This is a genomic window from Ciceribacter sichuanensis (assembly GCF_024055605.1).
Lineage (GTDB): Bacteria > Pseudomonadota > Alphaproteobacteria > Rhizobiales > Rhizobiaceae > Allorhizobium > Allorhizobium sichuanense.
This window is the reverse complement of the sequence record NZ_JAMXLX010000002.1, coordinates 625,256-651,972: the sequence shown is the minus strand read 5'-3', so window position 1 is coordinate 651,972 and position 26,717 is coordinate 625,256. Positions and strand designations below refer to the sequence as shown.

Annotated in this window: 23 protein-coding genes; 11 read left to right on the top strand and 12 right to left on the bottom strand. The window is 60.9% G+C overall.

Features of this window, described 5'->3' with window-relative positions; all coding sequences use genetic code 11:
* Positions 1-64: 64 nt before the first annotated feature.
* Positions 65-1,759, bottom strand: coding sequence for an adenine deaminase (gene ade / locus NBH21_RS09385; RefSeq protein ID WP_250915757.1), 1,695 nt, complete (start codon positions 1,757-1,759; stop codon positions 65-67).
* A gap of 141 nt (positions 1,760-1,900) precedes the next feature.
* Positions 1,901-2,344 carry a MarR family winged helix-turn-helix transcriptional regulator gene (locus NBH21_RS09380; RefSeq protein ID WP_250915758.1) on the bottom strand — a complete coding sequence of 148 codons (444 nt, stop codon included), beginning with the start codon at positions 2,342-2,344 and terminating at the stop codon, positions 1,901-1,903.
* Positions 2,345-2,634: 290 nt separating this feature from the next.
* Here NBH21_RS09380 and NBH21_RS09375 point away from each other — a divergent pair, with 290 nt between their 5' ends.
* On the top strand, positions 2,635-3,474 hold the full coding sequence (locus tag NBH21_RS09375) for an alpha/beta fold hydrolase (protein ID WP_250916404.1): 840 nt from the start codon (positions 2,635-2,637) through the stop codon (positions 3,472-3,474).
* 185 nt (positions 3,475-3,659) lie between these two features.
* Positions 3,660-4,826, top strand: a complete 1,167-nt coding sequence (locus NBH21_RS09370) for a DUF3095 domain-containing protein (RefSeq protein ID WP_250915759.1) — start codon at positions 3,660-3,662, stop codon at positions 4,824-4,826.
* Positions 4,827-4,938: 112 nt separating this feature from the next.
* Here the strand turns inward: NBH21_RS09370 and NBH21_RS09365 are convergent, their stop codons facing one another.
* Together NBH21_RS09365 and NBH21_RS09360 are read right to left on the bottom strand one after the other, a co-directional pair.
* Positions 4,939-6,045, bottom strand: a complete 1,107-nt coding sequence (locus NBH21_RS09365; RefSeq protein WP_250915760.1) for a branched-chain amino acid ABC transporter substrate-binding protein — start codon at positions 6,043-6,045, stop codon at positions 4,939-4,941.
* A gap of 230 nt (positions 6,046-6,275) precedes the next feature.
* Positions 6,276-6,800, bottom strand: a complete 525-nt coding sequence (locus tag NBH21_RS09360) for a ClbS/DfsB family four-helix bundle protein (RefSeq protein WP_250915761.1) — start codon at positions 6,798-6,800, stop codon at positions 6,276-6,278.
* 203 nt (positions 6,801-7,003) lie between these two features.
* Between NBH21_RS09360 and NBH21_RS09355 the strand changes: the two genes are divergently transcribed.
* Positions 7,004-8,974, top strand: a complete 1,971-nt coding sequence (locus tag NBH21_RS09355; protein WP_250915762.1) for a PhoX family protein — start codon at positions 7,004-7,006, stop codon at positions 8,972-8,974.
* Positions 8,975-9,170: 196 nt separating this feature from the next.
* Here NBH21_RS09355 and NBH21_RS09350 read toward each other — a convergent pair whose 3' ends face one another.
* The 5 genes from NBH21_RS09350 to NBH21_RS09330 all read right to left on the bottom strand — a co-directional run bounded on the left by NBH21_RS09350 (position 9,171) and on the right by NBH21_RS09330 (position 13,293).
* Positions 9,171-9,488, bottom strand: coding sequence for an ArsR/SmtB family transcription factor (locus tag NBH21_RS09350; RefSeq protein WP_099058525.1), 318 nt, complete (start codon positions 9,486-9,488; stop codon positions 9,171-9,173).
* Positions 9,489-9,602: 114 nt separating this feature from the next.
* Positions 9,603-10,352 carry a HugZ family pyridoxamine 5'-phosphate oxidase gene (locus NBH21_RS09345; protein WP_250915763.1) on the bottom strand — a complete coding sequence of 250 codons (750 nt, stop codon included), beginning with the start codon at positions 10,350-10,352 and terminating at the stop codon, positions 9,603-9,605.
* Between the two features lie 42 nt (positions 10,353-10,394).
* The gene (gene choV / locus NBH21_RS09340) at positions 10,395-11,444 is read right to left on the bottom strand and encodes a choline ABC transporter ATP-binding protein (protein WP_250915764.1); all 1,050 of its coding nucleotides are present in this window, start codon (positions 11,442-11,444) and stop codon (positions 10,395-10,397) included.
* Positions 11,441-12,301 (bottom strand): choline ABC transporter permease subunit, encoded by an 861-nt coding sequence (choW, locus tag NBH21_RS09335; protein ID WP_163905773.1) that lies wholly within the window; start codon positions 12,299-12,301, stop codon positions 11,441-11,443. Before choW ends, choV begins: the two co-directional genes overlap by 4 nt.
* Positions 12,302-12,393: 92 nt before the next feature.
* Positions 12,394-13,293 (bottom strand): choline ABC transporter substrate-binding protein, encoded by a 900-nt coding sequence (locus NBH21_RS09330; RefSeq protein ID WP_250916405.1) that lies wholly within the window; start codon positions 13,291-13,293, stop codon positions 12,394-12,396.
* 355 nt (positions 13,294-13,648) lie between these two features.
* Here NBH21_RS09330 and NBH21_RS09325 point away from each other — a divergent pair, with 355 nt between their 5' ends.
* From NBH21_RS09325 to NBH21_RS09295, 7 genes are all read left to right on the top strand, one after another.
* Positions 13,649-14,035: a c-type cytochrome gene (locus NBH21_RS09325; RefSeq protein WP_250915765.1), complete on the top strand. Its 387-nt coding sequence runs from the start codon at positions 13,649-13,651 to the stop codon at positions 14,033-14,035.
* 147 nt (positions 14,036-14,182) lie between these two features.
* Positions 14,183-14,635, top strand: coding sequence for a pseudoazurin (locus NBH21_RS09320; RefSeq protein ID WP_250915766.1), 453 nt, complete (start codon positions 14,183-14,185; stop codon positions 14,633-14,635).
* A gap of 152 nt (positions 14,636-14,787) precedes the next feature.
* On the top strand, positions 14,788-15,876 hold the full coding sequence (locus NBH21_RS09315; RefSeq protein WP_250915767.1) for a hypothetical protein: 1,089 nt from the start codon (positions 14,788-14,790) through the stop codon (positions 15,874-15,876).
* Positions 15,877-15,984: 108 nt separating this feature from the next.
* Positions 15,985-17,133, top strand: a complete 1,149-nt coding sequence (locus tag NBH21_RS09310) for a hypothetical protein (RefSeq protein WP_250915768.1) — start codon at positions 15,985-15,987, stop codon at positions 17,131-17,133.
* A gap of 4 nt (positions 17,134-17,137) precedes the next feature.
* Positions 17,138-19,063, top strand: a complete 1,926-nt coding sequence (locus tag NBH21_RS09305; RefSeq protein ID WP_250915769.1) for an AAA family ATPase — start codon at positions 17,138-17,140, stop codon at positions 19,061-19,063.
* On the top strand, positions 19,060-20,358 hold the full coding sequence (locus tag NBH21_RS09300; RefSeq protein ID WP_250915770.1) for a DUF6638 family protein: 1,299 nt from the start codon (positions 19,060-19,062) through the stop codon (positions 20,356-20,358). The genes NBH21_RS09305 and NBH21_RS09300 overlap by 4 nt, the downstream gene beginning before the upstream one ends.
* The gene (locus NBH21_RS09295) at positions 20,351-21,460 is read left to right on the top strand and encodes a DUF2333 family protein (protein WP_250915771.1); all 1,110 of its coding nucleotides are present in this window, start codon (positions 20,351-20,353) and stop codon (positions 21,458-21,460) included. The genes NBH21_RS09300 and NBH21_RS09295 overlap by 8 nt, the downstream gene beginning before the upstream one ends.
* Positions 21,461-21,539: 79 nt before the next feature.
* On the opposite strand, the gene NBH21_RS09290 is transcribed toward NBH21_RS09295, so the two are convergent.
* The 3 genes from NBH21_RS09290 to NBH21_RS09280 all read right to left on the bottom strand — a co-directional run bounded on the left by NBH21_RS09290 (position 21,540) and on the right by NBH21_RS09280 (position 23,402).
* A complete protein-coding gene (locus NBH21_RS09290) occupies positions 21,540-21,998 on the bottom strand; it encodes a PAS domain-containing protein (RefSeq protein WP_250915772.1) in 459 nt (152 codons plus the stop codon).
* 61 nt (positions 21,999-22,059) lie between these two features.
* A complete protein-coding gene (locus tag NBH21_RS09285) occupies positions 22,060-22,791 on the bottom strand; it encodes a helix-turn-helix transcriptional regulator (RefSeq protein ID WP_250916406.1) in 732 nt (243 codons plus the stop codon).
* Positions 22,792-22,940: 149 nt separating this feature from the next.
* On the bottom strand, positions 22,941-23,402 hold the full coding sequence (locus NBH21_RS09280; protein ID WP_099058513.1) for an Lrp/AsnC ligand binding domain-containing protein: 462 nt from the start codon (positions 23,400-23,402) through the stop codon (positions 22,941-22,943).
* Between the two features lie 110 nt (positions 23,403-23,512).
* Here NBH21_RS09280 and putA point away from each other — a divergent pair, with 110 nt between their 5' ends.
* Positions 23,513-26,632 (top strand): bifunctional proline dehydrogenase/L-glutamate gamma-semialdehyde dehydrogenase PutA, encoded by a 3,120-nt coding sequence (putA, locus tag NBH21_RS09275; RefSeq protein ID WP_250915773.1) that lies wholly within the window; start codon positions 23,513-23,515, stop codon positions 26,630-26,632.
* Positions 26,633-26,717 lie beyond the last annotated feature (85 nt).

Below are 26,717 nucleotides of genomic sequence, written 5' to 3'. Positions count from 1 at the left end.
GTATCACGTGGCAACGCCTTTACCTGTTTCGATAAGATCTTACAGGTTCGGAATTTGCCAGTCCTCACCCTATCAGGCGGAACTGATCCACGTCGACCATGCCCTTGTCGGAAATCTTCAGGTGCGGAATGACCGGAAGCGGGAGGAAAGCGACCTGGAGGAAGGGCTCTTGCAGAGTCGTTCCAAGGGCATAGGCGGACTTTCTCAGGTGATGCAGCGTGTCGCGAACGGCCTCGTAGGGTTCAAGGCTCATGAGGCCGGCGACGGGGAGCGGGATCTCGCCGGTCACCTTGCCGTCTTCGACCACGACGAAGCCGCCCTTGATTTCGCCGAGGCGATTGGCGGCGAGCGCCATGTCATCCTCGGAGACGCCTACGACGCAGATGTTGTGGCTGTCATGGCCGACGGTGGAGGCGATTGCGCCCTTCTTCAGGCCGAAACCCTGAACGAAGCCGTTGGCGTGGTTGCCGTTCTTGCCGTGGCGCTCGATCACGGCGACCTTGATGATGTCGCGGTCGAGATCGACGCTGCTCTGGTTGCCGGCGGTGGGCAGGCGGTAGCGGCGGTGTTCGGTGATGATCTTGCCGGGAAGCACGCCCATCACAGGCGTTTCGCCCTCGGAGACGGGAACGCCGAAATCGGCGGCCTTGACGATCCGCGCCTTGACGCTGTCGAGGCCGACGGGCGCGACCGGCTTGCGGGTCGCGAAGAGTTCCGGGGTCACGCGGCGACCGGCGGCGAAAACGATATCGGCCTTGCAGTTTTCGAGGCTGTCGATAACGACGAGGTCCGCCCGCCAGCCGGGGGCGACAAGGCCGCGGTCCCTGAGGCCGAAGGCCCGAGCCGCCGAGATGGAGGCGGCGCGGTAGACGGCGAGCGGTTCGACGCCATGCGCGATAGCCGTGCGGATCATGTAGTCGAGGTGACCTTCCTCGGCGATGTCGAGCGGATTGCGGTCGTCGGTACAGAGGGCAAGGAAGGGCGACAGGCGTTCGGTGATGATAGGCATCAGCGCGTGCAGGTCCTTCGACACGGAGCCCTCGCGCACCAGGATGTGCATGCCCTTGCGGATCTTCTCCATGGCCTCCGGCACATTGGTGCATTCGTGGTCGGTGCGGATGCCGGCCGAGAGATAGCCGTTCAGGTCGTTGCCGGAGAGAAGCGGTGAGTGGCCGTCGATGTGCTGGCCCTGAAAGGCCTCGAGCTTGGCCATGCAGATGGGATCCTTGTGGATCACGCCGGGGAAGTTCATGAACTCGGCGAGGCCGATCACCTTGGGGTGGTTGCGGAAGGGTAGGAGGCGTTCGATGGGCAGGTCGGCGCCCGACGTCTCCAGATGGGTCGCGGGAACGCAGGAAGAGAGCTGCACGCGGATATCCATGATCGCCTGCTCGGACGAATCGAGGAAATACTGGATGCCTTCGGTTCCAAGCACGTTGGCGATCTCGTGCGGATCGCAGATGACCGTGGTGACGCCATAAGGCAGGACGCAGCGGTCGAACTCGTGCGGGGTAACGAGCGAACTTTCGATATGGAGATGGGTGTCGATGAAGCCCGGAACCACGATCTTGCCTGTGATGTCGATTTCCTCGCGGCCGGAATAGTTGCCGCAGGTGCCGACCACGGTGTCGCCGCAGATGGCGATGTCGGAGGAGATGAGTTCGCCGGTGACGAGATCGAAGAAACGGCCCCCCTTCAGAACGATGTCGGCTGGCTCGCGGCCCACGCCCTGGTCGATGCGGCGTTCAAGTGCAGTCATGCGGGTTCCTTCCGATTGCCGTGAGGCCGGCCGGTCGCCGCCGGCCGGAATCTCCTGACCGCCAGTCTACCCAACAGACGGCCGAAAGGGAAAGCGCAAGGCGAGGCAATCCCGATCCTTCGGCAAATGTCCGGCCGTCGCTCAGTCCTCTGCCGTGAGCGCGCCGAGAAAGGTCAGGACCTGCCGGTTGAACGCCTGAAGCTGCTCGGGCGTCATGCCGGAGCGCGCGGTCAGAGTTTCGCCGAGGCAGCGGCTTTCCCGGACAAGCGCCCGGCCGGCTTCCGTGAGCCAGACGTGAACCTGCCGCTCGTCGGTGGTGCTGCGCCGGCGTTCCACCAGGCCCGCCTGCTCAAGGCGTTTGACCGGCGGGGTGATGGTGCTGGATTCGAGCGACAGACGGTCCGCGATGGCGCCGACCGTCAGGCCATCGTTCTCCGCAAGTGCGTTCAGCACGAGATATTGCGGGTAGGTGATGCCCATGGCGTCGAGCATCGGCTTGTAGGTGCGGTTGATGGCGATATTGGCCATGTAGAGCGAAAAGCAGAGCTGGTTGTCCAAGGGGACCGGTGAAGTTCGGCTGGTCATGGGGAACTCCCAAATTGGCTGTTGAGTTCTTTTACCACGAAAAATGATATCGCGATAACTTTTCCTATGGACAAGGATTTCACGTGCAGTTATGCATATAGATATCGCGATAACAAATATCGCGAACGTAAAAACGGAGACGGCAGATGACTGACCAGATTAACAAAACGACACGCAGGCGTGTTTTGATCGCGGGGATGGGTCTTGCCGCCTCGACGGCGATCCCGCCTTTCCTCGACCTTGCCAAGGCATCCGCAGCCACGCATTCCAACCAGAAGGAGACGAACATCATGAGCAGCAGCACCATCACCACCAAGGACGGCACGCAGATCTTCTACAAGGACTGGGGTAGCAAGGACGCGCAACCGGTCGTTTTCCATCACGGCTGGCCGCTTTCATCCGACGACTGGGATGCCCAGATGCTGTTCTTCCTGCAGCAGGGCTACCGGGTCATCGCCCATGATCGCCGTGGCCATGGCCGTTCCACCCAGACGGACACCGGCAATGAAATGGACACCTACGCCGCCGATGTGGCCGAACTTGCCGCTCATCTGGACCTGAAGAACGCGATCCATGTCGGCCATTCGACCGGCGGCGGCGAAGTGGCTCGCTATGTCGCGCGCCACGGTGGCAACGGCCGCGTCGCCAAGGCCGTCCTGATCGGCGCGGTTCCCCCTGTGATGGTCAAGTCGGACAAGAATCCGGGCGGCCTGCCGCTCGAAGTCTTCGACGGGTTCCGCGCGGCGCTCGTCGCCAACCGGGCTCAGTTCTTCCGGGATATCCCGGAGGGTCCGTTCTACGGGTTCAACCGGCCGGGCGCGAAGGTCTCCCAGGGCTCCATCGATAACTGGTGGAGGCAGGGCATGATGGGCGGCGCAAAGGCCCATTACGATTGCATCAAGGCCTTCTCGGAAACGGACTTCACCGAAGACCTGAAGACGATCGAAGTTCCGGTGCTGGTCATGCATGGCGACGACGATCAGATCGTGCCGATCGCCGACTCCGCGCTGCTTGCGGCCAAGCTTTTGAAGAAGCCGACGCTGAAGGTTTATGAAGGCCTGCCGCACGGCATGGCAACGACCCATGCCGATATCATCAATGCCGACCTGCTGGCCTTCTTCAAGGCTTGAGGATGGGTGGCGGATAGCGATCCGTCGATGATGACCGGCTCGGAGGCGAGGGGAAATCCCGCCTCCGGGCCGTTCTTTTACGGGGTGCCGATAGCGCTTTCCCGATGCTATGACGTCGCGGCGCGGGGATATTTATGGGCGCGGCCAGCACTGGATTTTTGCCAGGAGAAGACGATATTTATCCCATGGCCAACGCAGCTGACGAATTCCTTCAACGCCTGCCGGTTCTGCATGAATTCGGGGATGTCGCCGACACCCTGAAATACGAGCCCTTGCCGGATGGCTGGGCCTTGGCTGTCGCGGATGTCATCAACTCTACGGGGGCGATAGACGGTGGCCGCTACAAGGCGGTCAACATGGCCGGCGCAGGCGTGATCTCCGCACTTTTGAACGCGCTCGAAAAATACGATCTGCCCTTCGTCTTCGGCGGCGACGGAGCTGTCGTTGCAGTGCCTCCCGCTTCCATCGAGATTGCCAGGGAAACGCTGGCGCGGGTGTTGAGCTGGGTGCGTGACGACATGGATCTCGCCATGCGCGCCTCCATCGTGCCGGTCGAGGATATCCGGCATCACGGGCTCGACGTGCGTGTGGCGCGTTTCAATGCCAGCAATGATATTTCCTATGCGATGTTTTCCGGCGGCGGTAGCAGCTGGGCGGAGGCGCGTATGAAGCTGGGTGAATACGGCATCGCATCCGCGCCTAAGGGGGCTCGCCCCGATCTGTCCGGCCTGTCCTGCCGCTGGAACCCGATAGCCGCGAGCTACGGGCGCATCGTCTCGATCATCGTCCTGCCTAAGCCGGAAGGTGATATGGAAGCATTCCGCCGGTTGGTCATCGATCTCGTGGATCTCTCGAACGAGGATGGTCGCGGCGGCCATCCAGTGCCGGCTGCCGGTCCGGAGGTGGGCTTTACGGAGGAGGGGATCAGGCTCGAGGCCAAGGCCCGGTCACCATATGGCTTCGGCTGGGCGCGGGTGAAACACACGCTCGGGATTTCGGCCCAGGTGGTTCTGGTGCGTGTTCTCGCCAGCTTCAATGCGTCGCTCGGGCGGTTCAGCGCCAACGGATACCGGCAGGGAGTTGCCCGCAACACCGATTTCCGCAAGTTCGAGGACGGTCTGAAAATGACGGTGGATGTCGATGTGGTGCGGCTTGCGCAGATTCGGCAGAAGCTGGGTGAAGCCCAGGCTCGGGGCATCTGTTATTTCGGTCTGCATGAACAGGATGAGGCACTGATGACCTGCATCGTTCCCTCGGCGGTGCGGCGCAATCACATGCATTTCGTCGATGGCGCCATGGGAGGCTACGCCACTGCCGCAACTTATCTGAAGGCGCAGATGGGCAAGGTCTGATGGCTTGGGCCTGATGGGCGCAACGGTGTCAGGCTGACGTTGCAGTGCGTTCCTTCAACGAGAAAACGGCCGCTGCCGGCCGTTTCCGTTATTCGTCTAAACGATGCGTGGCTTATTCCACGGCGACGATCTTGCCGGCATCCCACTTGAACAGGGAGAAGGCCTGCGAGGTGAGGTCGCCGGCTTCTCCGTAGGTGACCTTGCCGATGGCGGTCGGGATTGCTTCGCCCGACTTCAGCGCGGTGGTGACTGCTTCCGCATCCTCGGCGCTGCCGGCCTTCTCGATGCCGGCCTTCAGCACTTCGACGGCAGCATAGGCATTGAGCGTGAAGGCTTCTGCCGGGATATTGCGCGCGGCGAGCGCGTCGGCTGCGGCCTTGGAGTCGGGGTTCTTCAGCGCGTCGGAGGCGTTGGTGAAGATCGTGCCGTTCGCAGCGTCGCCGCCGATGGAGGCGTATTCGCTGTTCGACAGGCCGTCGCCGCCAATGATCAGGGCCTTGATGCCGAGGTCGGCGAGCTGGCGGGCCAGGAGACCGCCTTCGGGATGATAACCGCCGAAGTAGACGACTTCGGCGCTTTCAGCCTTGAGGCGGGTCGTCAGCGCGCTGAAGTCCTTGTCGCCGGCCGTCAGTGCGTCGTTGAAGACTTCCGTCACGCCGCCGGCGTTGAGCGTTGCCTTGAAGGCGTCGGCGAGACCTTTGCCGTACTGACCCTTGTCGTTGATGATGGCGACCTTCTTGTCCTTGAAGTTGGCAAGAACGTATTTCGCCGCCACGTCGGCCTGCTGGTCGTCACGGCCGCAAGTGCGCAGAACGTTGGTCAGGCCGCGATTGGTCAGGTCGGGTGCGGTTGCGGTCGGGGTGACCATCAGTACGCCGTTTTCAGCAAAAACGTCCGAAGCCGGAATTGCAACGCCGGAGGTGACCGGACCGACGACGAAGCGGATGCCTTCGCCGACGAGCTGGTTGGCGGCGGAAACGCCCTGCTTGGGCTCGCCGCCATCGTCGGCCAGCTTGAGAACGACGGTTTCGCCGAGAATGCCGCCCTTCTTGTTGATTTCATCGACGGCAACCTGGGCACCGTTCTTGACCTGCTCGCCATAGGCGGCGACCGGTCCGGTCAGCGGGGCAATCAGGCCGATGACGATTTCGGCGTGCGCCAGAGGCGCGGTTGCCATGAATGCAACGATGGCGGAACCCGCCAGCAGTCTCAGTTTCATTTCCGTTTCTCCTTGAATGTTACGAAGGCCAACCTTCGAGACTCCCCTGGGGCTTTTCTTGTTTTGTTGGAGCCTAGCGCATCGGCCCTGGAATCGGAATCGCTTTTCGGAAAGCTACGATGCGCAGATTCAAGACCTTGGAGCGTCCTTTGTGCTTCAGAATGGACGCATGGCGCCCTAGCGGAAACACGCAGACGGAAAAAGGTCGAGCAGACTGTTCGCGGTACGCATCACGTCGCTGCGGATGCCGTGCAATCGTTCTTGCGCCATCTGCGCAGTCGGCCGCAGGCATTGGCATAGGGCGACGAGGTATTGAACTGGATCATCCGCCCTTCGGTCCACTTTTCGTACCATGGCCTGCCATAGAGCGTTTCGTCGTCAGCCTGTTCGATCAGGCCGATGATTCGAGCCTTTGCCGTGTCCAGTCTCTCCAGCAATTCCTCATCATCCAGCGCTTCGTAATCCCGGTAGAATTTCTGCGCCAGGCGTCCGAGTTCGTTCCATTTGTAGCCCGTTTCGGGAAAGTCCACCGGCTCGCCGGCCATCTTGCGCGCATGCCATTTGAGAACGAGTTCGTTCCAGCCGACCAGATAGGCGACGAGATCGTGAACGCTCATAGAGGTGCCGCTCGCATGGCCTTCCATCGTTCTTTCCCGCCAGCGGGCAAACGGCATCTGGCCGAGTTCGCGCTTCAGCTTGTCGTATTCCCGCTCGATCGCCTGAAGGAGTTCGCCCTTGCTGGTCGGAACCGCCATTCTCTTTCCTTTCAATGCCCTGTGAGCGCTGCCCTATTGTGCATCGGATAAGATGCTCTTCCTAATAGGGAGCAAGCCCGTCGCGCGTTTTTCTCCGTCATCAAGGCTTCTTGCGGCTTGCATAAGCTGCCGGCCGCCGGCGCAGCCGGCACGCGATTGCTTGCATCCGTTTCATTAAATCCATTCATTCATCGGGAGTTGAGATGTCCGACCGCCAGAAAACCCGGGCGCGCCCCAATCCGCGCCGCGCATTTGCACAAACCTATGGAGAGGTGCTTGCCGCCGGCATCGAGCGCCGCAGCGTACTGAAGGGCCTTCTGGCGATTGCCGGCAGCTCCGTCGCCATGCCGTTCATCGGCGGCGAAGCCAGGGCTGCAGAGGTTTCCACACTCAGGTTCAACGAACTCAAGCGTGTGCGCGATCGCGAGGACCACTGGCCGGAAGGCTATGGCCGCCAGATCCTGGTGCGCTGGGGGGATGCCCTGTTTGCCGACAGCCCTGCGTTCGACGTGGCCAAGCTCGACGGCAAGGCGGCCGAGCGCCAGTTCGGCTACAACAACGACTTCACCTATTACATGCCGCTGCCCTTCGGCTCGGACAGCTCCGATCATGGCCTGATGATCGTCAGCCATGAATATGCGACGCCCTTCCTGATGTTCCCCGGCCTGACGGACGAGGACTATCGCGAGAAGCTCACGGATGACCAGATCCGCGCGATCATGGCGTCGGTCGGTCTTTCGATCTTCGAGGTGCGCAAGGCCGGCGGCAAGTGGGAGGTCGTACTGGACGGCAAGCTCAGTCGCCGCATCCACATGGGCACCGAGATGGCGATTTCCGGTCCCGCCGCCGGCGACGACCGTCTGAAGACCAAGGCCGACCCGGCCGGCAAAACCGTGTTCGGCACGATTTCGAACTGTAATGGCGGCATCACGCCCTGGGGCACCATGCTTTCCGGCGAGGAAGGCTCGATGGACGTGTTTGCGGGCGACTTCAAGACGCTGGCGAACCAGGAACTCGTGGAGCGTCAGGGCTGGGACGAGGAAGACAACGACATCTACGGCGTCGGTCGCATCGAACCGCGCTTCAGGTTCGAGGAAGAGCCGAACGAATGGATGCGCTTCGACTGGGTAGTGGAGATCGACCCGCTCGATCCGACGGCAAGGCCGGTCAAGCGTACGGCGCTTGGCCGCTTCACCCATGAGGGTGCGCAGTGTGCGGTGGCTCCGGATGGCCGCGTCGTGGTGTTCATGGGCGACGACGACGACTTCGAATATCTCTACCGCTTCGTCAGCCGCGATCCGTGGAACCCGAACGACCGCGCCGCCAACCGGGACCTGCTCGACAACGGCACGCTTTCGGTCGCCAAGTTTTCCAGCGACGGCACGATGCAATGGCTGCCGCTTGTTGCCGGCGAGGGAGCGCTGACGGCCGAGGCGGGGTTCAAGAGCCAGGCGGATGTCGTGCTCAACACCCGCAGTGCCGCCGACCTTCTCGGTGCCACGCCGATGGACGCGCCGGAAGGTTTCGTCGTGCATCCGAAGACGGGCAAGCTCTACGTCGCTATGACGGAGAACGAGGACCGCCTCGCCGCCGGCGAGGGTGAGGAGCGCGAGCAGGTCAACCCGGCCAACCCGCGCGGCCCCAACCCGCATGGTCACCTTCTGGAACTCGTGCCGCCCGGCAGTTCCGACAAGCCGGACTTCGCGGCAGAAAGCTTCCGCTGGGATGTGTTCGTGCTTTGCGGCAATCCGGCTGTGGCCGACGAAGGGGCGATGTTTCATCCGGCGACCTCCGAAAACGGCTGGTTCACCGATCCGGACAACTTGTCGGTCGATCCGGCAGGTCGCCTATGGGTTGCCACCGACGGTCCGCCGCCGGTCGGCATTGCCGATGCACTGTTCGTGATGGACACCGAGGGCGAGGGACGGGCGCTTCCGAAGCTCTTCTACGTGGCGCCGGTCGGTTCCGAATGCTGCTCACCGACATTTACGCCGGATGGCAGGACGGTCTTCGTCTCGATCCAGCATCCCGGAGAACTGCGTTTCGACGATGACGAGGATGCGACCTCCATTGCCGATGCCGGCACCAACTGGCCGGACTTCAAGGACGGTCTGCCGGCGCGTCCGGCGCTGATCGTGCTCAGCCGTAACGACAAGGAAACGCTCGGAAGCTGATCGGTCCGCCCGCCTCCCTTCGCAAGGTTCTTTGCGATATCTGGGGGGCAGGCCAGACTTATAAAAACGAAACCGGCGGATCGAAGATCCGCCGGTCGGGAATGATCCGGTTTGGCAATGTCGATTGCCATATATTGCCGGTCGGGCCGAGACAGCTGACCTGCGGATTATTGCTGCCAGCGTGGCAGCGCTGTCATCAGGCAGCAGTTTTGCTGGCGCTGGTCTGGCAATAGATGTCTTCCAGCGTTTCGAGGATCTTGATGACCGACTCGGAGGTGCTGGAATAGTAGATCGTCTGCGCGTCGCGGCGGGTCTTCACCAACTTCTGGGCGCGGAGTTTGGAGAGGTGCTGGGAGAGAGCCGATTGGCTCAGGCCCACCTGCGTTGCGAGAACGCCGACCGGAACTTCGCCCTCAACGAGGGAGCAGAGAATCATTAGTCTCTTGGGGTTGGCCATCGCAGAGAGAAGACCGGCTGCAGCAATCGACTGTTCGGACAAAGCTTTGGTTTTCATGACTTCAACTTTCCTTTGTCGGAGCCCCCCTTGGGAAGAGGCGACCGTTTGCAATCCTTCAAATTAGCTATGATCAAACTCTAACAAGAAGCGGCTAATTGTATATGCCTAAATTTAAGGTACCGGGTATGCTGTATTAGATATGACTGAATTCAATTCAGTCCTCATGGCCATTAGATACCCAAATTCGTATCTAACCAGTAAATCGCCGCAAATCAGGTCGATTCCTGCCCTATCCACGCCACAAAAAGCCCATTTTCCGGATTCCTGCCCGCATCGGGTGGTTGCGATAACTTCGGCGGCCTCCGGAAACTTAACCATTAATTCTTGTAGTATCGCGTCCTCATGACCGGAAAAATCGCCGGCCTTTTCCGGGGGAATCAGGAAGTCTTCCCCGGGCAGAATGTAGGCCTTGCCGAAGCCGCCATTAAGGCTTGCGGTCTGCGGTACGAGTCGGAAAAAACGAAAATCGGGAAAGTCGATATAGAGCTTCGCCTTCGGATGGCGCGCGATGAAGCGGGCGCGCAGGCGACCATGCTCGGCGCTTCCGTGTTCAACGGCTTCCGCAAGGCATTGAACGGTCACCCGCGGATAGGCGAGCGGGTCGCCCTTGCCCGGTTCTCCCGCCAGAAGGGAAACCCTGTTGTCGGCGAGGAGAGCCTTCGTGTGAGCGGAAAGCCCGGAAACGAGGATGATGGCAGAGCCGTCCGTGTCCGTTCCGAGCAGAACCCGGCTCACTGAGGGGAAGCCGTTGTCCGGATCGATAACGGAAAGCGCAACATAGCGCGCCGAACGCAGAAGCCGGCGCGCGAGACCGCGCGCCTCGTCATCCGTTTCGCGAATGACTGATGGTTTGTCCGACATGCACTCCCGTTCCCCCGGGCGCGTTGCGCCCCTTGACCCCGGTCAGCCCCTTCGGCGGTGCCGAGTCAGACCGTTGACAACATCCTGGGAGGAGATGGTGCCGATGACGGCTCCATTGTCAACAACGCCGATCGTTCCCGGATGGCGGGAAAGCGCATCGAGGATCTCGATCAATGGCGTTTCCGGCTTCGCCGTGCCGGCGACCGTGCCCTGATTCGTGGGGGCATCGAGACCCGCGGCCATGATGTCCTTGGCCGTCAACATATTGATCGGGTTCATGTTCTGGACGAAATCCGTGACGTATTGGTCGGCCGGATTCTGTACGATTTCCTGCGGAGTTCCGCACTGGATAATGCGACCGCCTTCCATGATGGCGATGCGGTTTCCGATGCGGAAAGCTTCGTCAAGATCGTGGCTGACGAACAGGATCGTCTTCTTGAGCCGCGACTGAAACTCCAGAAGCTCGTCCTGCAGGCGCGTACGAATCAGCGGGTCGAGCGCGGAGAAAGGCTCGTCCATCAGGAGGATGGGGGCGCCGGTCGCAAAGGCGCGGGCGAGGCCGACGCGCTGCTGCATGCCGCCCGAGAGTTCGTTGACCTTGCGGTCCGCCCATTTGGCGAGGTTCACCAGCGCGAGCTGCTCGGCCACCGTCTTGGCTCGCTCGGCTTCCGGCACGCCGGCAAGCTCGAGGCCGAAGCCGACGTTTTCCGCAACCGTGCGCCATGGCAGCAGACCGAACTGCTGGAACACCATGGAGACCGTGTGCATGCGCAGGTCGCGCAGGGCCTTCGGGCTGGCGCGATAGGGATCGACGTTGCCGTTGGTAGTTCTGACGCTGACATTGCCGCGCACCACAGGTGCCAAGCCGTTGACAGCGCGCAGCAGCGTCGACTTGCCGGAGCCGGAAAGGCCCATCAGCACGAGAATTTCGCCTTCCTTGACCGCGAGCGACGCACCGGCGACGCCGAGCACGAGGCCGGTCTCTGCGCCGATCTCATCACGGGTCTTGCCCTGGTCGACGAGGGCAAGCGCCTTCTCGGGATTGTCGCCGAAGACGATATCGACGTTTCCAAAAATGACGGCGTCGGTCATGCGTCGTCTCCCGATTCGGAGCTGCGGAACATGCGATCGAGGATGATCGCGAGGATGACGATACAGAGGCCGGCTTCGAAGCCCTTGGCGATGTTCACGGTGTTGAGCGCGCGAACGACCGGTACGCCGAGACCGCTTGCGCCGACGAGGGCGGCGATAACCACCATCGACAGGGACAGCATGATGGTCTGGGTCAGACCGGCCATGATCTGCGGCATGGCGAAGGGCAGTTCGACCTTGCGCAGCACCTGCGTCGGAGTGGCGCCAAAGGCGATCGCGGCTTCGACGAGCGCCGGCGGCGTCGAGATGATCCCCAGCCGCGTCAGGCGGATCGGGGCGGGGATGGCGAAGATGACCGTGGCGATCAGGCCCGGAACCATGCCGAGGCCGAAGAGGATCAGCGCCGGGATCAGGTAAACGAAGGTCGGGATGGTCTGCATCAGGTCGAGGACCGGGCGCATGCCGGCATAGACCCATGCGCGGCGGGCGGCGGCGATGCCGAGCGGTATTCCAAGCAGCATGCTGACAGCCGTCGCCGCGAGAACCAGCGCCAGCGTCTCCATGGTTTCCTTGAAATAGCCCTGGTTCATGATGAGCAGCAGGCCGACGAAGGTGAAGAGGGTAATCGCGATGGACCGGCGCAGCCAATAGGCAAGGGCGGCAATTGCGATGATGACGGCAATTGGCGGCGGCGCCTGCAGCACGTAGAGAAGCGCTTTGATGACACGGTCCAGCGAATAGGAGAGCAGGTCGAAAAACCACTCGCCATTGTTCGTCAGCCAGTCGACGCCGGTTTTGGCCCAGGGGCCGATGTTCAGTTTGCCGCTGGAATCGGCGAGCCAATCGGGTAACGAGATCACGTCGTTGCCATCCGTCTCAAGTTTCGGGAAATTCGACTGTCAAAACGCACCGTGGCGACCAGTATACGCCACCACGGTGCATTCGGATATCAGAGGCCGAGGGCGCTCTTGACCGCGGCGGCTGCATCGCCGCCATCGAAGGTCGTCACGCCGGCAAGCCACGGCTCGACGGCCGAGCCGTTAGCCTTCAGCCATTCGGTTGCTGCCACTTCCGGATCCTTGCCGTCGTTCAGGATCTTGCCCATGATTTCGTTTTCCATGGGAAGCGAGAACTTCAGGTTGGTGATGAACTTGCCGACGTTCGCACATTCGGTCGTGTAGCCGGCGCGAATGTTGGTGAAGACGGTGGCGCCGCCGAAGTTGGGCCCGAAGATGTCGTCGCCGCCGGTGAGGTAGCTCATCTTGTAATTGGCGTTCATCGGGTGCGGTTCCCAGCCGAGGAAGATGACCGGGGTGCCATCCTTCTCAGCGCGGGCGACCTGGGCTAGCATGCCCTGTTCGGAGGATTCGACGACTTCGAAGCCCTTGAGGCCGAAGGTGTCCTTCTCGATCATGTCGAGGATCAGGCGGTTGCCGTCATTGCCCGGCTCGATGCCGTAGATCTTGCCTTCCAGCTCGTCCTTGTGGGCGGCGATGTCCTTGAAGTCCTTGATGCCGAGTTCAGCGCCCTTGGCGTTGGTGGCGAGCGTGTACTTCGCTCCCTCGAGGTTGGGGCCGAAGGATTCGACCGACTTGTCGTCGAGGAAGGGGCGAACGTCGTTCTCCTGGGTCGGCATCCAGTTGCCGAGGAACATGTCGATGTCCTTGTTCTTCAGGGACTGATAGGTGACGGGAACGGAAAGGACCGTGGTGGTCGGTTCGTAACCGAGAGCCTTCAGCACAACGGAAGCCGTTGCCGTCGTTGCGGTGATGTCGGTCCAGCCGACGTCGGAGAAACGCACGGCCTTACAGCTTTCGGCTTCTGCCGCCATGGCCGGTGCAAGGCCCATGGCAAAAACGGATGCAGCTGCCGCAAGCGTCAGCCGATAGGAATGGAATTTCGTCATTTTTGACTCCCAGTGTTTTTTAATGTTCCCAAGTCAACATTCAATACCCCACAAAAGCAAGCGCGCCCGGTGCATTTGCGGCGGATCGCACACCCTGTTTGCGACGCAGCGATTTTTTTACGACAGGCCGTCGAAAACTCTTGCCCGTAAGCCGGAACGATCCTTTGCCGGGGGAGTTTTCAACGGCCGGGAGGGCTGCATCAAAGCGTCCTGTGGCCAATGTTCCCGGAAGGGGATAGGCTCCCTCCTGGCTTGCGCCGCCGGTGCCGGGCGCCGGTTTTTCGAGAGAGGAGACACTATGAAACTTCACTGTCTGATCATGGCTGCGGCCATGGTTCTTCCCGCGGGGCTGGCCCTTGCCGATGGCGATCCGGTTGCCGGCGCAAAGGTCTTCAAGCAATGCGCCGCCTGCCATACGGCGACCGAGGCGAAGAACAAGGTTGGCCCAACGCTGATGGGGATCATCGGTCGTCCGGTGGCGAGCGTCGCCGACTACAAATATTCTCCGGCCATGACCACGTTCGGCCAGGGCAAGGTGTGGAGCGAGGAGGAGCTCGCGGCCTATCTGCCGAAGCCGAAGGATCTTGTTCCCGGCACCAAGATGGCCTTTGCCGGCTTGAAGAAGCCGGATGATATTGCCAACGTGATCGCCTATCTCAAGAACCCGGCGGCTGGCGGAAACTGAAATTGACGAAAGACGCATCCGGCCGGCTGTGCCGGTCGGATGCGTCGGCTTGCCGCATTTGATTCTAGTCAAGGATGGCCGCTGTTCACTCCGTTAGAAACGCATCCGGATAACCCGCAGGGTGCGGTTTTTGCTCAGGAGTGACACATGCAGAACAGGATCATTCGTTTCGTCGGCGCCGCGGCGGTTGCCGGTCTCTTTGCCTTTCCGGCCCTTGCCGCCGATATAGAAGTGAAGATGCTGAACAAGGGCTCCAACGGCGATGCCATGGTGTTCGAGCCGGCGACCGTGAAGGCTGCCGTCGGTGACACCATCACCTTCGTCCCTACCGACAAGGGGCATGACGCCGCCTATATGAAGGACATGGTTCCGGAAGGCGTCGAACTCGCCAAGGGCAAGATGAACGAGGCCTTCAAGGTTACGGTCGACAAGGAAGGCGCCTATGTCGTGAAGTGCACGCCGCATGTCGGAATGGGCATGGTGGCGCTGGTCGTGGTCGGTGAGGGTGCGCCGGCCAATCTGGATGCGATCAAGACCGGAAAGCTGCCGAAGAAAGCACGTGAGCGGCTTGACGCGGAAATCACCGCTCTCGGCCTCTGATCCTCCGGGCCTTGTTTTTTAATGGAAAGCCGGGCGGCAACTGCCCGGCTTTTGCCGTTATCGGGTTTTCAAATGAAAGAAATAAGATAAGTTCGCCAAATAGAAAGCGGCAGTTTTTCCGCTCATTTATTCATTTCGGGAGATGAACCAGCATGGCCTCGCTACAGTCCTTCGACAGCGAAATCGAAAAGACCCGCGGTATCGTCAACGACATGAAAGGCAAGCTGGAGCAGTCCAGCGTCGTTCTCGACCAGTTCGCCAAGGCTGAAACCAAGCTCGGCGACGTCAATTTCGACATCGAGAACGCCCGTATCCAGGATGTCATCAACCAGCAGAAGGTGATGGAGGCGAATATCGCCGACCTGATCATCGGGCTGGAGGATGCGACCAATGTCTTCGGCTCCGAATTCGAGAGCATGAAGAGCTATACCGGCTACGAGAAGTTCATCGGCATCTTTTCCAAGCAGAGCGCGCAGCGCATGCGCACCGAACGCGTTCGCAACATGTCGCTCGCCGGAAACCTGCAGGAACTGCTTTCCAAGTCCGACAGCATTGTCGGTATCCTGAAGGATCAGCGCGGCGTGCTCGACCAGCGCTACAAGAGTTCCGAGGCCAGCCTGATCCAGGTGATCGAGCGCCGCAAGGGCACGATAGCCAGCCTTGAAGCGACTCAGAAGCGGATCGAGGAGCTCAACCCGATGCTGCTCGACATCGAGAACAAGATTGCCGCCTCGACGGACCAGTCGGCCCGCACCGAGCTGGAAGGCGCGCGTTCGAAGCTTGCCACCGAATACAACCAGATGCAGGCCAAGGAACAGGAGCTGTTGGCGGAAAGCCAGACGCTCGAGCGCTACACCTCGATGTTCCAGACCTTCGTCGATTCGCTCAACAACCAGATCGCCGCACAGAACACGCTGATCAACAAGCTGACGATCGATACCGAACAGCGCATCGTGCTCTACAAGGCGCTGGAAGATTCGTTGAAGACCGCCGCCCAGCAGGATGTGGCCCACAAGATCAACACGCTCGGCAGCCAGGTCGACACCGCCGCGGAAGAGACCATGGCCGGCATCGGCTCCGCCGCCCAGCGCCATATCGGCGATCTTCTCGAACTGCACGAGAAGAACATGCTTTCGACGCAGGACATCCAGCGCCGCAAGAAGCTGGCCGATGAGGCTTTTGCCCGCCGCTTCCAGGCCGTGCTCGAAAAGCACAACGCGGCGAACTATGTGAAGTCCTGATCGGCCGGGCGTAATGCCGAGTTTTGATGTCTGGCGCATTGGAGACGCAAGCGTGTCGGAAATACCCTCCGCTGGCCTTGAGCTGAAAAGAACAACAGGGCGGGTGCCATGCTGAATGCGGTCGACGGGCCGGTCGCCCAGTATTTCCAGTCGATCCGGGCCGCACTCGGCGGGCTTGAGATCTACCTACGCAATCCTGATCTGGTGCTGCCGGGCAGCGGGGTGGCCGGCGCGCTGCTCCTGCCTTATGTCGAGCGTCTGAAGAATTCCTTCGCCTGCTGGGAAAACCGTATCGGCTTTACCGAGCAGTTCCGCATTTCAAAGGCGGAAAGCGGCTTTCCAGTCTTCCAGAACGTGCTGGAGCTGGAAAACGACCGGACGAGCGCGGAGAAGCGGCTTGCCGAAATCCCCGAGGCGGCGGCGCTACGGACCGAGATGGTCGATTTCATCCTGCGGCAGAAGGCTTTTCCCGAGGCGCTGCAATCGCGGATGGCGGAACGGCTTTATCTGGAGCAGATCGGCCGGGGAGCGATCTTCTCGCCTTATGTGCTGCCGGAAACCGTTCGCGTGACGGTCAATGAGGCGAGCCGCAGGCCTTATTACGTGGTGAACTGGGCCGTGTTCGACGGCACCAACACGCTGCCGATGATCTATATCGCCGGCATTGAGGACAGTTCCGCCAATGTCGCGAAACTACTGGTGGGAGAGGACGGCAAGCTTAGTTCCTACGTCGATATTCCGCTTCCAGTGGGGGGGCTGCTGAACCCGGAACTTGCCGCGCAGTTCGACGATTTCGCCGGCAAGAACGGCGCCTATTCGCTGACGCCGGCGACGATCGCCACCAACATGGACAAGGATTTCCCGACGCTGCATCCGAAGCTTCTCCGGCGTATCGTGCTCGGCCCCTTCTATTCGGCGGGGATCACGGAGAATAATGCCCGCATCAACGAAATCCTGTCACGGGTGCGCAAGCCCGAAAACGCCTGGCTCCTGACATGGACGATGCAGGAAGTGTTTTCCAAGGCGGAGCGCCCGGCGCAGCGCGGTTTCTTCTCCTCGACGCCGGCCACGCAGGAATTCCACATCGAGACGGGCGATCTCGAAGCGGCGCGCATGGGCGTTTCGGCTTATGAAAAGCATGCGCTGGTGCCGCACGACGCCTATCAGGCGCTCTATGCCTCGGGCGAGGCCAATGCCATCTTCGGCAACTACAAGGTCCATGTGATTTCCGGCAACAACGTGGTCAGCGAGGTCTAGCATCATGAACGGACTGAATGCCGGGTTGACGACCATCCGCGAGGACGAGATCCGCAAGCATCTGGCGGTGGCGCAGGGGCTTGTGACCCGCGCGGTGGTGATCGATGCGGGAGATGGAGCTGGGAGCGGCACGCCGCTTGCCGGCACCGGCAGGCGCTTCGTGCCGACGGTTTCGACGGGATCGGTCCGTCGCACGCGGGAGGCCGAACTGTCGAAGACCGTGCAGGCGGTCGGCGGTGGCAGCGATCCGCTGATGACACCGCAGCAGCATGCGGTGCTCTATCGCGTTCGCCGCGGCATTCAGGTGGCACTGGCGATTGCCGATGTGTTCGCGCGTCAGACCGATCTTGAGCAGTTGCAGGCACGCAATCTTTCCGCCCCCTTGCAGGGCGAGGATGCTGGCCGGTTCAAGTCGCTGCTTTCCGCATCGGCCTATGTCGCGGCGTTTTCTCTCGCCGCCTATCTTCTGTCGACGCTGCAGGGCGAGGGTGAGCCTGTCAACGACGCGCATGAGCCGGATTTCCTGTTCGATACCCCGCAGGATGCGCTGAAAAGTATGGTCGCCGGGCTCGACGCCGCGATTGCCGGGTCGGCTGACGAGGCGACGCTGGTCGGACGTGCCAGAGGTTTTGCACGCGCGGCCATCGACGGGCTGATCGGTCGGAAGGCGCGGTTCACGGGCCTCTCGGTCTTCGAGAACACCCATATTCGCATCGATCAGGACGATTTCACGCTGGATGGTTTTGATGTCGCGCCGGGCGCGCGGCGCAAGCCGCTTTCCATGACCTTCAAGAAGCCGGAGGAAATCGTCGGCAATCACATCGCCAAGTTCCAGGCGATGAAGCTTGCCAAGATGATGATGGCCTATGACTTCGACCGGCAGATGAACCCGTTCGTGGAGCTGGGCGGTTTTCTCTTCACCTTCATCGGCGACGGCATGCCGGGCACCGGCAAGACCATCCTGATCCAGATGCTGGCAGGGCTTCTGAACGATTATTGCCAGGTGGCTGATTACACCTTCCACTACGAGAATTTCGGCGTCGACCAGATTTCCTCCTATCAGGGCAAGTCGGGCCAGAACTGCAAGGCCTTCATCGACAACGTCACGAATCCCCGCGTCATCGGTTTCGGCACCATTGACGACGTCGATCAGGTGGCGGCGAAGCGTTCCGACGACCGGGCGTCGGCCGGCCAGCATGAGGTGACGGCGGTGTTGATGGAGAGCTTTGCCGGCGCTTCGACCGTGGTGCGCGGCAATTGCTGCTTCGGCATGTTCTCGAACTATCCAGAGAATGTCGACGATGCGCTCCGCCAGCGGGCCGGCGCGCGCTGGCTGATCGACGGGCCGCAGAGCGAGGCCGATTATATCGACATCTTCGCGCTACTGATCGGCAAGAACCATTCGATCCCGCTCGGCGAGCACCAGCTTTTCGCCAATCAGGAAATCAAGCGGGCGGTGTCCGTTTCCTATGACAAGCATAACCGTCCGGAAGAGGATGGGCTGGTGGCTGTCTGGCAGCGATTCGAGAAGAACCATGGCAGGATCGAGACGCTGGCCGATATCGGCGCCTATCTTCACGAGATCAAGCTGGCCGAACCTCGCTTCACCGGTCGTGCGATCAAGAACATCACCGACGCGATCAAGATGCGGGTGATGGATGTGGAACTGCCGGACGAGTGGTTTGCAGCACCCGAAGCCTTCATGCATCGCAGCTACGACGAGAAGAAAGCGATGATCGCGGAGCTTCGCGGCCCCGTGACGATGGAGATGGTCTGCCAAGAGATCAACCGCTACGCCGACAGCGAATTCCGCTATGCCGACAAGTCCGACGACGCCGCGGTCGCGGATATCGTGCGGCGCGAACGCCTGCGCGAAAGGGCGGTCAGCGAGATCGAGACGATGAAGCGGGAAGGGAAGTGGCAGCCGTGAACCGTCTTCTCGAAGCCGAACTCATCTATGGCAGGCTGCTGACCATTCGTGAGCCGCATCTGATCGAGCGTTACAACAAGGCGCTTTCGGGCTTTGGCCTGAGGCCGACGGCGCTTGCCGAATTCGATATCGACATGACCGGCTTTTCACCGCAGATCGCGGCGGAGCTTGGTGATAAGGACTATCTCGATCCTGACAGGGTGAACAGGCGTTTCATCATCATGACGCCGGATCAGGAGAACCTGCCGGTCGTCCATACGAGCTTTTCCAATACCGCCGGCTTGATGCACGAATTCTACCGGGCGAATGCGCGGGCGATCAACGCGATCACCATCAAGGATGCGCTCTACGGCGAGATCGAGGATTCCGTCTCCACGGTGGAAAGCCTCGAAGATCTTCTGTCGATCAACGAGGTGCAGTTCCGGGTGCTTTCCGCGGAGGATGTGCTCGGCAAGGCGGGCGAGTTGCGGCAGCTCGCCGACCGGCTGCAGACCGACCCGGAGGCTTGGCGTGACGACGCGATGCTGAACCGCATGGTGGAGCTGGCGAAGCTGACGGGCGATATCCGCCAGAACATGCTCGTACCCGACAAGCTGGTCTTCCGGCACGATGCCTTCTGGGCCAATCATTTCGGCGGGGTCTATGTCTTCGTCGATGACAAGATCACCACTGTCATCTGCGATCCGTCAGCTCCGGGTTTTCGTCGGTCGCGTCCGTGGCAGGTCAGCTATATCTCAGCCAAGGACCCGGCGACGATCTTCGATTTTCTGGCGAAGACCGGGCGGATCGAACTGCCGCGGGCAAGCTGGGTGGATGCGTCCGGTCTCCTTGCTCATCGTGCCGAAATGGTGGCTCTGGCGCTCGCCTATCAGGCCGATCCGGCGCTTGATTTCTCCCGCATCGATGCGGTGTGGCTGCAGACCTTCCTCCACCGCAACGCGGAACTGATCGCGCGGGACGGCACCTATCCGTTCCTGCAGGAAATGCTGCGGCAGATTGCTGCGACCGGCAGTATCAAGATCGCCGATGTGGGCCCCGAGCACCGTTTCCTGCTGATCCGGGCCCGCCCCGACCATGCCGACCAGTGGTTGACCAACCGGCTGATCTCGCAAATGGTGCCCTCGGACTTCGTGTCGCGGTTCATTTTCGACAAACAGGGCTTTTATGAAGCTTATGAAGGATATAGCGACGTATTTCGCGAATTCGTTGTAACGCGACTTACGCAAACCTATCTGCAGGACAAAGCTGCCTTCCGCAAACGCCTTTACGGCATAGGAGACGACGACAATGCTTGATCCGGTCTTCGCGTTTTTCCGGCGCATCCTTGCCGCCATAGGCCGCGGCATCGGGTTGGTGTTCGCTGGGCTGTTCTGGCCGTTCATGGCTGCGCACGGCTGGTACCAGCGCCGCAACTGGATGATCAAGGGGCCGATCCTGCTGCTGATCGTCATTGCGCTCGTGTTCTACGGCCAGTTCGTCTGGCGGACCCAGGCCTGGCACAATTTCAATCCGGAAATGGTCAATGGCTACGACTTCAACCAGCGAACCATTGCCGCCGGTGCCGCCGTTCCCGACAAGCCCAATACCTGCCAGAACTCGGCGATCGTGACGATTGCCGCCGACCTGACGGACTTCAACGTCAACCAGAATATCTGGATCTCGTCGACGCTGCTCTACAAACTCGGCCTGTTCGGCATGGACTGGGATCACACGCCCTTCTTCGACAACAAGGCATCGTTCCAGCGCGGCGTGAACCAGGTTGTACGTCGCGTCGCGATCGAGCTTGCAGACAATCTCGGCCGTGTGCGCGGCACCTCCGGTATCAACAACGACCTGCAGGATGCGCGCGGTAATATCCAGTTCGACGAGGGCACCTGGTACTTCGGCACCAATCCCTTCGGTTTCAAGACGCCGACGCCCGCCTATTACCGTTCGGCCGTCAACAGCTGGCGCAAGTTCAATTCGGATCTCGAAACCTGCAAGGCCGTCTTCGATGCGCGCGCCGACAACCTGACCCAGGTGCTCGACCGCATGGCGAACGATCTCGGCAATACCTCCGATATCCTGCGCCGCCGTTCGGAGGAATATCATGCCGGCTGGTTCGACACGCGCGCCGACGACCGTTTCTGGTTCGCCTACGGCCAGCTTTATGCCCAGTATGCGCTGCTGCGCGCGACCCGCGCGGATTTCCTGGATGTGATCCGCGAACGGAACCTGACGGCCATCTGGACGGAAATGGAAAAGCAGCTCGATTCCGCCCTCCGCATACAGCCGGCGATCATCTCCAATGGCGCCGAAGACGGCTGGATCATGCCCAACCATCTCTCGACGATGGGTTTCTATATCCTTCGCGTTCGTTCGAACATGGTGGAACTGCGCTCCGTCCTCGAGCGCTGACGGGGCAGGAGATAAGTAAAACAGAAGGCCGGTCGGAAAGGATGCCGACCGGCCTTTCTTGTTTCAGCTATCTGCCCAGTCAGTTCTGGAGGCCATCGGAAAAGGCGACGGTTCTCAGGCGCTCGAAGAATTCATAGGTGATGCCGATGATTTCGCCCGAGGTGCCGGGCTTTTCCCGGAAACGTCCGACGGTGCGCACATATTTGTAGTGATCGTCTTCGCCGAGCGCCTGATAGATGTTGTGATAGCTCTGCTTGTGCTGACAGGTCCGTTCGAAGCTTTCCATCAACATGGGCAGGTCGTCGGGATGAATGCGGGAGCTGAACTCGACGAGACTCATTTTTCCGTCGGTGGCCGTCAGGCCGAAAATCCGGAAGACGTCGGGCGTCGCGTAGAACAGTCCGGTATCGAGATCGATGCGCCAGAAGCCGAACAGGTGAAATTCCTGCATGAGGTCCACGACCTCATGCTCGTCCAGCCCAACGCTGGTGCAATCCTGGAATTCCCGTTGCTGAAACTGGTCGAAACGAAGCGGCACGATGGACTGTCCCCCTGCTGGCCCCCCTGCTGGCCACAGCTGGAGCGGGACGAATCAGCAGCTAGTTGATGAGCTTTAGACGTATGGCCTTGGCCACCAACTGGGTCCTGTTCACGCAATCAAGCTTTTTGATGGCATTCGTCATATAGGCGTTGATGGTGTGGTCCGAAAGGGAAAGAATCTGACCGATTTCGATGGAAGTCTTGCCCTGCGCGGTCCAGCGCAACACTTCCAGCTCGCGCGCGGAGAGGATGTTGGGATTGACCAGCTCGGCGCGGCGCATGCGGTCGAAGACGTCGAAGGCATGCAGGCTGATCATGTTGAGTTCGTTCAGCTCCACCTGCGGCAGGCGAGGGCGGTCGCCGTCATAACGCAAAAGGAAGCGGTTGCCGTCCACAGACGTCACCGGGAATATCATGCCCATCATCAGTCCGTAACGTTCCATCAGTTCGCGCATCGCTGGCGGAAAACTGCGACCGTTCGTACACTCACCATCCCTGAGGTGCCATGTCTGGGGCAGGATCGACTGTCTGAGACGCGGCAGGATAGGACAGGCGCGGAGAAAGAAATTCTTGTCGAACTCGCGGGCAAACTGTGCGGGCAGGGTGCTTTCCAGCACGAAGGGGGCCAACAGCACGTCGCTCGGCCCGGGGGCCGACAGGATCGTCACGTGATCGAGGCCAAACTCCCCTGCAACGCGCACCATGCCGCGCATGAAATCTGGGCGCGTCCGGCTGTTCGAAATTTCGTCGCTCAGGAGAGACTGACGTTCCGCGATCATAATGAAGACTATCGAAAGTTGACAAACACAAGTATGTTAACGTTAACAAATATATCAGTTGCAACGAAAAGCCAGCGTTTTTTCGCGTGCTGTCGATCAAATTTCGAGCACCCTTGGTGAACTGTTAATTTCTTGGGCAAAATCAGAGCGTTGCTGTAAACTCAAATTGGTAGGGATGAGCCTGATTTCACCTCTTCCATGACAGCATATGTGTGCGTTTCCCGCACGCCCGGGAGTGGCAGGATGACTTCCGAGAGAAACTGCCGGTAGGCCTCCATGCCGGCCACGCGCGCCTTCACCAGATAATCGAAGCCACCGGCCACCATATGGCATTCCATCACGTCGTCGGAACGTTTGACGGCGGCGGCGAAGGCATCGAAGATATCGGGCGTGGTGCGGTCCAGCTTGACCTCGATGAAGACGAGCAGACCACGTCCGAGCTTCTGCGGAGAGAGCACAGCCATGTAGCCTGTAATGAAGCCGTCCCGCGTCAGCCGCCTGACGCGCTCGCCTGTGGCGGTTGGTGAAAGGTGGACGCGTTCGGCAAGTTCGATGTTGGTCAGTCGTCCCTCCTTCTGCAGCGTGCGGAGGATCTTGCGGTCGAGGCGGTCCAGCTCTTTCATTAGTCTCTATCTTTTCTGCATTATCTAGGGACACTCACGGAGTATATGCCAAAAATCAGTGAGAAATGCTATTAATCTCTCTGTAGGTTGCCGATAACTCGGAGGTGACGATGCTCAAGAATGCCACGCCAGATTTTCCGCAATTCAATGCGCCTTTTGCAGGCGACGACGACAGCCTCGTAAAGGCTTTTGCCGCACGTCTCTCGCTGTCTGACAGCCAGAATGCCTCGATCGACCGCCGCGCTACTCGCTTTATCGAAGCGATCCGTGGCAATTCCGGTTCGATCGGCGGGGTCGAGGATTTCCTGCGGGAATACGGCCTTTCCACGCGCGAAGGCCTCGCCTTGATGGTGCTTGCCGAGGCGCTGTTGCGCGTGCCCGATGCGCTGACGCAGGACAGACTGATCGAGGACAAGCTGAAGGAAGGCGGCTGGAGCGAGCATGAGGCGCATGGCGACAGCTGGTTCGTCTCGGCTTCGGCCTGGGCGCTCGGACTTTCCGCCCGCGTCATCCGCCCCGGCGAGACGCCCGAGGGAGTGGTCCGCGGTCTCGTCAAGCGGCTCGGCCTTCCCACTGTCCGCAGCGCCACCAAGCAGGCGATGCGTTTCCTCGGCCACCATTTCGTTCTCGGCGAGACGATGAAGGACGCCTTGAGCCGCGCCGCCAAGAGCGAGGAGAAGGGCTATCGCCATTCCTTCGACATGCTGGGCGAGGGAGCCCGCACGGCCGAAGATGCCAAGCGCTATTTTAAGTCCTATGCGGATTCGATCCAGTCGATTGGTGCCTTCATGGCCAAGCACGGCAAGAACAAGCAGTTGCCGGATCGCATGGGCATTTCGGTGAAGCTCTCGGCGCTGCATCCGCGCTATCTCGCCACCCATCACGACCGGGTGATGCGCGAACTGGTTCCGGATCTCCTGAAGCTTGCGCAGATGGCCAAGGCTCATCAGCTCAATTTCACTGTCGATGCGGAGGAGGCCGACCGGCTGGAGCTTTCGCTCGATGTGATCGCCGCCGTCTTTGCCGATCCGTCGCTTGCGGGATGGGATGGCTTCGGCCTCGCAATTCAGGCCTACCAGAAGCGCGCGCCGCAGGTGATCGATTATATCGACGACCTCTGCCGGACGTATAACCGGCGAATGATGGTGCGTCTCGTCAAGGGCGCTTACTGGGATACCGAGGTAAAGCGGGCGCAGGAACGCGGTCTCGATGATTATCCGGTCTGGACGCGCAAGCCGGCGACCGATCTTTCCTACCTCAACTGCGCCTCGAAGCTGCTCGACAAGCGGGCGCGGATCTTCCCGCAGTTCGCCACCCACAATGCGCTGACGGTTTCCTCCATCCTCGAACTTGCGGGCGCCGACCGAAGCGGCTTCGAGTTCCAGCGCCTGCACGGCATGGGCGAGGCTCTCTATGACAGCCTCCTGTCCAGCAACGAGCGCATTGCCTGCCGTATCTATGCGCCGGTCGGCGGTTACCGCGATCTTCTTGCCTATCTGGTGCGGCGGCTTTTGGAAAACGGCGCCAACTCGTCCTTCGTGGCGGTTGCCGGTGACAAGAACGTGCCGATCGCCAAGTTGCTCGAGCGGCCGGCGCAGCGGCTTGGGCTCGATCAGGGTGTCAGCGCGCGGCACAGCCAGATCCCGCTGCCGAAGGAACTCTACGGCAAGCGCCGCAACAGCGCCGGCTTCGAGTTCGGCCATCGCGAGAGCCTTGAAGCGCTGATGGCGCGGCTTGCCACGGAAAACAAGTCCGTCGATGCCACTCCGCTCGTGCCCGGCGCCACCGGCCAGACGGAAGTCGTCAACGTTCTTTCTCCGTCGGATCGTAGCCGCAAGGTTGGCAGCGTTCGCAACGCAGCCGTGGCCGATGTCGATCGTGCCTTCGTCGCGGGTCGCAAGGGTTTCGTCTCGTGGTCCAGGCAGCCGGCGGAAGCGCGGGCCGCCTGCCTCGACAAGATGGGCGATCTTCTAGAACAGAACCGCGACCGCCTGCTGGCGCTTCTGGCCGCCGAGGCCGGCAAGACGCTGGATGACGGTATTGCCGAAATCCGCGAGGCGGTCGATTTCTGCCGCTATTATGCCGATCAGGCCCGAAAGCTGTTTGCCGAGCCGGAAGCGATGCCCGGTCCCACCGGGGAGAGCAATCGGGTGCTCTGGCGCGGTCGCGGCGTCTTCGCCTGCATTTCGCCATGGAACTTCCCGCTGGCGATCTTCCTTGGCCAGATCGCGGCAGCGCTCGTCGCCGGCAATGCCGTCGTCGCGAAACCCGCGCCGCAGACGCCGCTTATTGCCTTCGAGGCGGTGAAGCTCTTCCACAAGGCCGGCGTTCCGGCCGATGTGCTGATGTTCCTGCCTGGTGGTCCCGATATCGGCGCGGCCATTTCCGCCCATCCGCAGCTAGCTGGCCTTGCATTCACCGGCTCGACCGGAACGGCGCAGGCGATCAACCGGACGCTTGCCGCCAAGAACGGTCCGATCGTACCGCTGATCGCTGAAACCGGCGGCATCAATGCGATGATCGTCGACGCCACCGCGCTTGCCGAACAGGTGGCGGACGACGTGGTGATGTCGGCCTTCCGCTCAGCCGGCCAGCGCTGCTCGGCGCTTCGCATCCTCTATCTTCAGGAGGATATCGCCGACGGCATGCTGGAGATGATCGAGGGGGCGGCGCGCGAACTCAATCTCGGAGATCCGGCGTTGACGACCACGGATGTCGGCCCGATCATCGACGAGAAGCAGACGGCGATGCTGAAGGGCCATGTCGACGACATGCGCAAGACGCAGAAGGTCCGCTACTCCGGTGCTGTGCCGAACTCGGGCAACTTCTTTGCGCCGCAGATCATCGAACTCGACAAGCCCGAGGCGCTGACCAAGGAAGTCTTCGGTCCCGTGCTGCATGTGGTGCGGTGGAAGGCCAAGGATCTGCCGAAGGTGATCGAGTCTGTAGCATCGACCGGCTATGGCCTGACGCTCGGCGTGCACAGCCGTATCGAGGCGACGATCCGCGCCGTGGCCGATGCGCTCGACACCGGTAATGTCTACATCAACCGCAACATGATCGGTGCTGTCGTCGGCACCCAGCCCTTCGGCGGTTCCGGCCTTTCCGGCACTGGTTTCAAGGCTGGTGGTCCCGCTTATCTGATGCGTTTTGCTCTAGAACAGGTGGTTTCCGTCAATACGGCCGCGGCCGGTGGCAATGCCAGCCTGATCGCCATCGGCGAGGGCTGATCGGAGAACAACAGGTCTGGCGGCAAGCGGTGTGGAAATGCCGCGTGGCGCCCGCTTTTTCAGTTGTCAGAGCGCCTGCGTCCAT